Source organism: Methylobacterium sp. AC690, from assembly GCF_979256535.1.
On the sequence record NZ_CEEDOX010000048.1, the window covers coordinates 1 to 2,534 of the forward strand.

Annotated in this window: 2 protein-coding genes; both read right to left on the reverse strand. The window is 64.9% G+C overall.

All coding sequences use genetic code 11. The annotated features are described in order from the left end of the window. Positions 1-180: 180 nt before the first annotated feature. On the reverse strand, positions 181-912 hold the full coding sequence (istB, locus tag AC0IY1_RS25250; protein WP_471773317.1) for an IS21-like element helper ATPase IstB: 732 nt from the start codon (positions 910-912) through the stop codon (positions 181-183). Beyond that, positions 912-2,417, reverse strand: coding sequence for an IS21 family transposase (gene istA, locus AC0IY1_RS25255; RefSeq protein ID WP_471773319.1), 1,506 nt, complete (start codon positions 2,415-2,417; stop codon positions 912-914). Before istA ends, istB begins: the two co-directional genes overlap by 1 nt. Positions 2,418-2,534: the final 117 nt, after the last annotated feature.

Consider the following 2,534-nt stretch of genomic DNA (forward strand, 5'->3'; position numbering starts at 1 on the left):
TGTCAATCGGCGTGCAAAAGGGACCCAGGATCGGCGCCCAATAGGGACCCACCCGTCGCCTTCGAGCATGCGCTACGGGAGAGGCCAATGCTGCAAAGCTGGTCGGGCGAGCGTAGCAGCGTTGGCCTCGCCTCCAGTCTGACGCCGATCCGGTAGCACAAGCACTGCATCAGCCTGGACTCATGTGCGGGTCTTCAGTCGCCAACTGGCGTTGCCGGTCTCGAGGATGTCACAGTGATGCGTCAGCCGGTCGAGCAGAGCTGTCGTCATCTTTGCATCCCCAAACACACTGGGCCATTCGCCAAACGGCAGGTTCGTCGTGACGAGCACGGACGTGCGCTCGTAGAGCCGGCTGATCAGGTGGAACAACATCTGCCCGCCAGCGCGGGGGAACGGCAGGTAGCCAAGCTCGTCGAGGATCACGAGGTCTGTCCGCGCCAGCTGCGTAGCCAGTCGGCCTGTCTTGCCCGCCCGTGCTTCGGCTTCAAGCTGGTTGACCAGGTCGACCGTGTTGAAGAAGCGCACCCGAGCCTCGCGCTCGCGCACACAGTTCGCGCCAATGGCGATGGCCAGGTGCGTCTTGCCTGAACCCGTCCCGCCGATCAGCACTACGTTGCGGCTGTCCGTCAGGAAGGTGCCCTGGTGCAGGTCGCGCACGACGGCGGCGTTCACGGGCGAAGCGCTCAGATCGAACTCGGCCAGCGCCTTCATCACGGGAAAACGGGCCATACCCATGCGGTAGGCCGTGGCTCGGCTCTCGACGTCAGCCAGTTGAGCAGCCAGCAACTCGCCGAGGACCCGCTCTGCTGAATGTCCGCGCTTGCTGGCCTGCGTGATCACCTCGTCGTAGGCTGCTCGCATACCACGCAGCTTGAGCTTGACCATGAGGTCGAGGACGGTGTGCCGCTCCATCACAGCACCTCCAGCGCACGAAGCTCATCGTAGCGGGCACAGTCGGCCGACGGCTCTAGGCCGAGGGTCAAGCCTGCCGGCGTCGGCACGGCTTCAGGTGGGACGCCCTGGCGCCCACGAGACAGCAGGTTGAGGACCGCATCGGCACTGAACAGGCGGGCTGTCAGAGCCGCTTGGCAGGCGGCCTCAACGGCCTCCAACTCGGCCTCGGGCATCGCAGCCAGGATCGTGACGAACTGCCGGTCACCGTCGGCATGCCCGCGCAAACGTTCACGGATCTCGGCAAGGCCAGGGGGCAGGTCCCAATTGCGGAACGGCTCGCCGTTGCGCAACGCTCCCGGCTTGCGGACAAGCACCGGCAGGTAGTGCCAGGGATTGTAGATGATCTGATTGCGGGCAAAACAGCGATCGTGCTCGGCGACGGACTGCCCGTTGTGGAAGACGCTGATCCGGTCGGCGTAGGCGCGGAGCTGAACGTGTCGGCCAGCCGCCAGGGCCTCGATGGAGTAGCGATTGTAGTCATAGCGCACGAGGCAGGTCTTCGAGGCGACGACTTCGACCTCATGGAAGCCGTCGAACGGGCCGCGGTAAGGGATCAGCGCAGGCCGGTCCTCGGCTTCGAACACCGCCTGCACGGTGCGCTCTCTCTGCACAGGATGCGCGGCTACCTGCGCCCAGGCTCGGCAGCGCTCTTCAAGCCACTGGTTGAGGTCGGCCAGTGTCTCGAAGCGCGGGATCGGCTTGAAGAAGCGGCCGCGGGCGGTGCGCACCTGGCTCTCGACCTGCCCCTTCTCCCAACCCGCACACGGGTTGCAGGCGGTCGGCTCGACGAGATGGTGTGAGCACAGTTGCAGGAAGCGGCGGTTGAACGTGCGCTGGCGCCCAGCAAAGATCGCCGACACAGCCGTGCGCATGTTGTCGTAGATGCCACGCCGGCACGAGCCGCCGAAGAAGCGGAAGGCATGTTCGTGAGCGTCGAACACCATCTCCTGCGTCTCGCGTGGGTAGGCCCGCAGCAGGAACAGGCGGCTATGGCAGAGCCGAACGTGCGCCACCTTGATCTGTGTGGTGACACCGGCGAGCCTGGCAATCTCATGGCTCCAGTCGAACTGGTAAGCCTCGGCTGGCGCAAACGAGAGTGGCACGAACACGCCTTGGGCGGTGGCGGCTCGTTCAGCGAAGTAGCGCTGAGCATAACGGCGCACGGCATCATAGCCACCGGCGTACCCCTGTGCTCGCAGATCCTCGAACAGGCGGGTAAAGCTCAGTCGCTCCCGCTTTGGCTTGGCAAGTTCCTCCGCCAGCAGCGCATCGAGGCGGGCGATATGGCCGTCGAGCTGAGGTCGGGGCTGATGCTGGCGCTTGTATGAGAAGGCGGTCTTGTCCGAGCGCAGCGCCTTGCGCACGACCTTGCGAGAGAGACGCAGCTCCCGCGAAATCTCCCGGATGCTCCGGTGCTCGCGAAACAGGCGTCGGATTTTGGCGATAGTCTCCACGATCAACATCCCCGGCTGGCTCCCAGACCGTGAGCGGTAGGGAGCTAGAGATGCACGGGAGCGGGTGGGTCCCTATTGGACGCCGATCAGCCCCTCAGCCGGGTCCTTTTTCCACGCCGATACACA

Coding starts and splice junctions, on each gene's coding strand:
- istB (WP_471773317.1), bottom strand. CDS start 912: ATGGAGCGGCACACCGTCCTCGACCTCATGGTCAAGCTCAAGCTGCGT.
- istA (WP_471773319.1), bottom strand. CDS start 2,417: ATGTTGATCGTGGAGACTATCGCCAAAATCCGACGCCTGTTTCGCGAG.